Here is a 779-nt window from a genome sequence, read left to right on the forward strand (position 1 = left end):
ATTTAGCATCGTAAATAAAATGCTAGCTGATATAAGGTAAAAGCCGCTAATTTTTATATGAAGCAAGCTGCTTGTAAAAATCTCACTTAAAGTAATAAAAAGTATAAGAAAATTTATGACTACAATAGAGAGAAAAACGATATTTGATCTATTATTTATCATCGATAAGATATCTACTTCATCAAAAATACCATATATTAAAATTACTATTAAAAAAAAGACACTTATGCTATCCATAATGATGGCTAGCTTTTCTTGACTGGCTGCAAATTTTGAATACAAAAATATACTAACGCCAGCTAAAATAGATATCATCGGCAACATAAAAAACACATCAAGATACGCATAAGAACTATGAGCACGCAATAATACATCTTGGTTTAACACCATTAATGCATCGCAAATAGACCACAAAAAAACACCAAAACATATTGCAAGCCAATGCGTTATTTTGGTTTTTACTTTATCCATTGAAGTATAAATACCAAAAGTTATCATAAAGAAACCAAGCAAAATAGATATTTTTCCAATTAGATTATAGTCTAGTAAAGATGCTAATAGTGCAAATACGAATAGCGCTACAACTGCAACTAAGATCCATTTTCGCATGCCAGTTATAGATGATTTTGATATTAAAAAAATAGTGTCCCTCTCCTAAGAAATAGTCCAAATTATACAAAAATTGACTTTGCTTTTGGTTATAATTTCCCAAAAATTTTAAAATTCACAAAGGTATCTCATGAAGTGCAATATCGTCATAAATGGACAAAATTTAATAG

The 779-nt window shown here is 28.6% G+C and carries 1 pseudogene; it reads right to left on the reverse strand.

The window, feature by feature from the left end:
• Positions 1–498 (reverse strand): annotated as a pseudogene (locus F3H01_RS09120) (GGDEF-domain containing protein); the annotation flags it as partial.
• Positions 499–779 lie beyond the last annotated feature (281 nt).

Source organism: Campylobacter concisus (genome assembly GCF_902460875.1).
Classification (GTDB): domain Bacteria; phylum Campylobacterota; class Campylobacteria; order Campylobacterales; family Campylobacteraceae; genus Campylobacter_A; species Campylobacter_A concisus_AA.